The sequence below is a fragment of the Myxococcus vastator genome, from assembly GCF_010894475.1.
GTDB lineage: Bacteria > Myxococcota > Myxococcia > Myxococcales > Myxococcaceae > Myxococcus > Myxococcus vastator.
On the sequence record NZ_JAAIYB010000497.1, the window covers coordinates 1 to 5,905 of the forward strand.

Here is a 5,905-nt window from a genome sequence, read left to right on the forward strand (position 1 = left end):
GTCCTCCCGTCCCCCTTCCGCCCGCGCGACGGCACCGAAGACGTACACGCGCGTGGGCCTCTACCCGACCCCCGGCGGACTCGGCGCCGGTCTCACCCTCTCCTTTTGACGGAGACTCCCTCCAGGTACGTGAAGCCATGGCCAGCCTCACCGTCCGCACCCCCGATGGCAAGGTCCGCGCCGTCTCCCTGCACAAGCGCCTCACCAGCATTGGCCGGGGCCCGGACAACGACATCCCGCTGGAGGACACCTCCGTGCCCTCCAGCGCCCTGCACGTCACCTTCGACGGCACGCGCTACGAGGTGGGCAGCCTGGGCGCCACCTTCCACGTCAACGGCAAGAAGCGCGACGCCCATGCGCTCTCCACCGGCGACGTGGTCCGCGTGGGCCACACCGAGCTGATCTTCGCCCGGGACGACGCCCCCCGCGCCCCACCTCCGCCCATGCCCGCGCCGCGCGAGCTGGTGCACACGTCCAATCCGGACTCACACACCTCGGAGCTGCCCGGCGTCCCCGGCCGCGAGCTGCTGCTCTTGCGCCGGCTCACCGCGTTCAGCGAGCGGCTGCTGGGGCTCTATGACGTGGAGCGCCTCCTGGAGGGCCTGATGGACGAGGCCATCGAGGTGACGCGCGCCGACAAGGGCTTCCTCATCCTGATGGAGAACGGGGAGCCGCGCGTGAAGGTGGCGCGCAACGTGTCCCGGGAGAACATCGAGGACGCGGTGGAGAAGGACAAGATCTCCGACTCCATCATCGCCAAGGTGGTGAAGGAGCAGAAGGCGCTCATCGTCGCGGACGCGCTGGACTCGCCGGAGTTCAACAAGAGCGAGTCGGTGGTGAACCTGCGCGTCCACTCCGTCATGTGCGTGCCGCTGATGCAGAAGGGCGACCTCTTCGGCGTCCTCTACGTGGGCAACGACAGGCTGGTGAACCGGTTCGAGCCCAAGAGCGCGGACATGCTCACCATCTTCGCGGCGCAGGCGTCGCTCATCCTCCAGAACGCGATGCTGGTGAGCGACCTCAAGCTCGACAACACCGAGCTGCGCCGCAAGCTGGAGGACCAGCGCTATGGCGACATCGTCGGCGCGTGCCAGGGCATGCGGGACGTGTACAAGCGCATCGACAAGATTGCCCCCACGGACATCTCCGTGCTCATCACCGGCGAGACGGGCACCGGCAAGGAGCTCATCGCCCGGGAGATCCACCGCCGCTCGCCGCGCGCGAAGGGCCCCTTCATCACCATCAACTGCGGCGCGATTCCGGAGAACCTGCTGGAGAGCGAGCTGTTCGGCCACGTGAAGGGCGCCTTCACCGGCGCGGTGGCCACCAAGGCCGGCAAGTTCCAGGCGGCCATCGGCGGCACGCTCTTCCTGGACGAAATCGGTGAGATGCCCCTGCAGCTCCAGGTGAAGCTGCTGCGCGCGCTCCAGGAGAAGATTGTCTACAAGGTCGGCGACAACCGCGGCGAGCCGGTGGACATCCGCGTGGTGGCGGCCACCAACAAGGTGCTCGAGGACGAGGTGAAGAAGAACACCTTCCGCGAGGACCTCTACTACCGCCTCAACGTCGTCACGCTGAAGCTGCCGCCGCTGCGCGAGCGCGGCGAGGACGTGGTGGTGCTGGGCCGCTTCTTCCTCCAGAAGTACGCCCGCGAGTTCAGCTCCAAGGCCCGCGGCTTCACCCCCTCCGCCACCGTGTCCATGCGCAAGTACGGCTGGCCGGGCAACATCCGCGAGCTGGAGAACCGGCTCAAGAAGGCCGTGGTGCTCGCGGACAAGCCGCTGCTGGGGCCGGATGACCTGGACCTGAAGCCGGAGAACCTGGAGCCCATCATGCCGCTGCTCCAGGCCAAGGAGGAGTTCCAGAAGCGTTACATCAACGAGGTGCTGGCCCGGAACAACGGGAACCGCACCAAGACGGCCAAGGACCTGGGAGTGGACCCGCGCACCATCTTCCGGCATCTGGAGAAGCTGGAAGCGGAGAAGTCGGGCCGGCCGCTGCCGCCCGAGGAGGGAGACGAGCTGCTCTAGGGGAGCGGCCCGTCCGTGATGATGGAAGCCACGACGCGGCGACACGCCTGGAGACGCGAGCTGTGGCTGCTGCTGGCCACGGGCTGCGCCGCGTCCGGCTGCCTCATCCCCCAGGACGACACGCTGCTGGACGCCGTGCCGGAGTTCATGAACCGGCCGCCGCGCATCATCGACAGCCTGGTCGCGCCCCAGCAGCGCTTCATCCCGGACTTCGGCGCGGACGGCTGCGACCTCACCTTCGAGGTGGCCGTCGAGGACCCGGACGTGGACGACCGCATCGTCGTGCACTGGTACGTGGACTACAACCCGGAGGATCCGCGCGGCCCCTACCGCCAATATGAGCTGGCCAGCACCCGCGAGCCCCGGCGCTCGGACCGGGGCACGCTGCTCATCAGCCTCGCGTCCGCCAACAACCCGCTGGGCACGCCCGGCCCCCACCTGGTGGAGGCGCTGGTGAGCGACGCGGAGCTGGTGGACCGCGTGGTGCGGCCCCGGCCGGTGCAGTTGCCGGACGGCACCACGCTCGACAACCCGGGCTTCGTCGTCACCTATTCGTGGGTGGTCAACACCGTCCAGGGAGACTGCCGGTGAGGCGCCAGCGGCCGCCGCGGTGGCTCGCGTGGACCGTCCTGGTCGGCCTGTCTGGCCCCGGCTGCGTGCTGCTGGAGGATGCGCCGGACCCCAGCCAGCTGGTGTGCCGCGCGGACAGCGACTGTGCCTCCAACGAGGTGTGCTTCCCCGACGGGTGCGGCGACCCGGGCCGGGACATCGTGGTGGAGGTGACGCCCAACCCCCATGACGGCCTGCACGCGCAGGACTTCCCGGTGGACGCCATCCGGCCGGAGCTGAACCTGGCGCTGTTCGGGCCCGCCACGGTCCAGGGCAGCACCGTGCGCGCCACCACGCCCGGGGGCAGCGCCCCGCATCCCTACAACGAGCCGCTGCACCTCACCGCCCGCGGGGAGAGCGCGCTGCTGCCGGGCGTGGCGCGCCTCTTCACGGCCGACCTGGTCCCCCTCAACGGCGCCTGGGAGCTGCCCGTGGGGACCGGGACGTACACGGTGACGTTGGAGCCGGTGGACCTGGGGCTGCCGCCGGTGCGCGGCGCCGCCACCGTGTCGCCCGGCGGCGCCGTGCCCCTGCAGCTGGTGCTGCCCTCCCCCAACCAGGTGGCCCGGCTGGATGGCCAGGTGGTGCGCCAGGGCGCGCAGCCCGTGGATGCCGCGCTGCAGGTCCAGGCGCTGGACGCGGACCTGACGCCCCTGTCCCAGCGCGTGCCGGTGGCGCGCGGCTCGGGCGACTTCTCCCTGGCCCTGCCGCTGGAGGCCTCGCAGCGCACCAGCCTCCTGGTGCGCGTGACGGCGGCGGGCGACGCGTGGGTGCCGCAGAAGACGTTCACCGTGGATCCCCGCGAGCCACTCACCGCGCCGCTGGAGCTGGGCGACTATGGCGAGCCCGTCCCGGTGTCCGGCCGCATCCTGGGGCGGGACGGCCGGCCGGTGGCGCGGGCCTCGGTGTCCCTACGGGGACCCGTGGGAGGCGGCGGCACGTACCAGGGGCCCCTGGTCGTCACCGACGGGGAGGGCCGCTTCACGGTGGAGACGCTCCCCTCGGGGCCGGGCGGCACCCTGTCCCTGGTGGTGGTGCCGCCGTCAGGCTCCACCGCGGGCCTGACGGTGCAGTCGGTGGAGGTGCCTCGCACCGGCGCGGTGCTGCCGGACGTCGTGTGCCCGGACCGGCGCATCATCCGGGGGACGATTCTCCAGACGGACAACACCTCCCCGGCGCTGGGCGTGAGGGTGCTGGCGGATCCCGTGGGACCGGTGCCGGGCTGGCCACGGCCCCCGGCGGGCGGCGAGTCCCTGGGCACCACGGACGACACGGGCGCCTTCCGCCTGGGGTTGGACCCGGGCATCTACCGCGTGGACTTCATCCCCACGGAGAACCTGCCCCGGGTCAGCCGCGTCATCACCGTGCTCCCCGGCGACGACGCGTCCGAGCAGGTGCTGGCCACCTTCCCGCTCCAGCGCGGCCGCACGGTGCGGGGCCTGGTGACGGAGGCCGGCGCGCCCTCGCCCTACGCCTCCGTGCGCTTCTACCGGGTGGCGGACCTGGGAGGGCGCCCGTCCCCGGTGCTGCTGTCGCAGACGGTGTCGGACCACCTGGGCCGCTACACCGCCCTGCTGCCGGTGCGCTGACTCAGGGCAGCCGGCCGGCGCCGGGGTTGCGGCCCGCGGCGCCCAGGGCCTCGTGCAGCGAATCCACCGCGCCGCCCACCTCTCCCGCGTACTGCACCGCGTGGATGGCGTAGAGGTCCTGCACGCGCACCAGGCGGCGGAACACCTCGCGCAGGGGGGCGCGATCACGCGCGTCGAGCGCGCATTCGGACTCCCGGACGCGGAGCTGCCGCAGCCACGCGGTGCGGAAGCGCATCCACTCCTGGTCGACGCTCTTGGCGGGCGACACGTTCACCAGCTTCTCGCGCCCGCTCTCCAGCTCCGTCCACAGGGCCCGGGCGCCGTCCAGGCACTCGCGGAACGTGAGCGTCACGGGGGCGGGCGGCAGCTTCTCCGGCGTCATGGCCGACACGGAGCGGCCGACACTCCAGATGAGCCACAGCGAGAACAGCGTGGTGAGGAGGATGTAAATCCCATACGCGGCACCACGAAAGCGGCGGTAGCGGGGATCTTTCCGGGGGTCGGGAGCGGACACGGGGCCCACGTCTTATGACCGTGGACCCCGCGTGGCAACGCTTCCGTGTGTCCACCGTCCGGTGGATGGGGCGCCGGGCCCCCGGGGGCTACTGGCCGGGCTGGCTGGTCGCCTGGGCCGGAGCCGCGGGCGCCGGGTTCATCAGGCGCTTCACCGTGGCGATGCGGCCCCGGAACTGCGACTGGTACTGGCTGTTCAGGTAGGCGCCCGCCGCGTCACGGGCGATTTCCAGCGCCTTATCGTACTGGCCGACCTCCTGGTAGGAGTGCGCCAGCAGCAACATGGCGTAGTCGCGCGTCTTCGACTTGCGGTCACCGTCCACGAAGCGGGCGAGCAGCGGCACGGCCTTCTCGTGGTTGCGGGTGTTGTTGTAGGCCGTGCCCAGGAAGAAGGACGCGTCCAGCGCCTGGTCCTGCGGCGGGTTCATGGCCAGGAACCGCTCCATGTTGGAGATGACGCCGTCCATCTCGTTCTTGCGGAAGGCGATCTTCCCCTGCTCGAACGCGGCGTCGCCCGTCTCCCGGCGCAGCACGCCGGCGCGGTCATTGAGGGCCTGGCGCTCCAGGGTGCTCAGCCGCGACGTGTCCAGCTTCACCAGCGCGTCAATGCCCTTGAGGCGCTCGTCGCCGGGCAGGCTGGTCATCATCTTGTAGACCTTGTTCGCCTCCTGCTGGACCGCCTGGTGCGCCGCGGTGTCCGCGCGCTGCTTCTCCAGCTGGCCGGAGAGGTCGGCGACCGTCTTCTCCAGGCGCTCCTTCTCGTTGGTGGCGCTGGAGCTGCGCGCGCTGGTGATCATCAGCGCGGCGCCCACGGAGATGACCGCGAACAGCACGTAGGCCACCGCGGACGACAGCCACTGGCGCTTCTGGAAATCTTCGTGGCGCTTGCCAACCGCCTTCACCTCCGCATGGAGGTTCTTGAGCAGGTTGTCGCTCTTGATGACGAGGTTGCGTGCCTCGACGATCTCACGGCGCAGGTCCGTGAGCTCCTTTTCCACATCCGTTTTCGGCTGGTCTGGCATGGACATCTTCCTAGGCCCGGAAATGATCTCGGCCGATTCGCGCATCGTAAGGAGTTCTCCCGGTCATGCGGCGATAATTTCCGCAGCGGAACAGCGCTGCGGAGCCCATGCATTTCCCAGAAGAAGGGCGACAGCGCCCGCT

General features: G+C 70.5%; 5 protein-coding genes. 3 read left to right on the forward strand and 2 right to left on the reverse strand.

The annotated features are described in order from the left end of the window. Positions 1-137 precede the first annotated feature (137 nt). Genes G4D87_RS32340 through G4D87_RS32350 form a run of 3 tightly spaced genes read left to right on the forward strand, consistent with a single transcriptional unit; the run spans position 138 to position 4,228 of the window. Entirely contained in the window at positions 138-2,030 is a 1,893-nt protein-coding gene (locus G4D87_RS32340; protein ID WP_163786544.1) for a sigma 54-interacting transcriptional regulator, read from the forward strand. Positions 2,031-2,048: 18 nt separating this feature from the next. Next, the gene (locus G4D87_RS32345) at positions 2,049-2,621 is read left to right on the forward strand and encodes a hypothetical protein (protein WP_163786545.1); all 573 of its coding nucleotides are present in this window, start codon (positions 2,049-2,051) and stop codon (positions 2,619-2,621) included. Beyond that, complete coding sequence (locus G4D87_RS32350) at positions 2,618-4,228, forward strand: carboxypeptidase regulatory-like domain-containing protein (protein ID WP_240358783.1); 1,611 nt, start codon at positions 2,618-2,620, stop codon at positions 4,226-4,228. Before G4D87_RS32345 ends, G4D87_RS32350 begins: the two co-directional genes overlap by 4 nt. A gap of 1 nt (position 4,229) precedes the next feature. On the opposite strand, the gene G4D87_RS32355 is transcribed toward G4D87_RS32350, so the two are convergent. After that, positions 4,230-4,742 carry a hypothetical protein gene (locus G4D87_RS32355; protein ID WP_205507800.1) on the reverse strand — a complete coding sequence of 171 codons (513 nt, stop codon included), beginning with the start codon at positions 4,740-4,742 and terminating at the stop codon, positions 4,230-4,232. Positions 4,743-4,830: 88 nt separating this feature from the next. Continuing rightward, positions 4,831-5,739, reverse strand: a complete 909-nt coding sequence (locus G4D87_RS32360; protein ID WP_371928635.1) for a tetratricopeptide repeat protein — start codon at positions 5,737-5,739, stop codon at positions 4,831-4,833. Positions 5,740-5,905 lie beyond the last annotated feature (166 nt).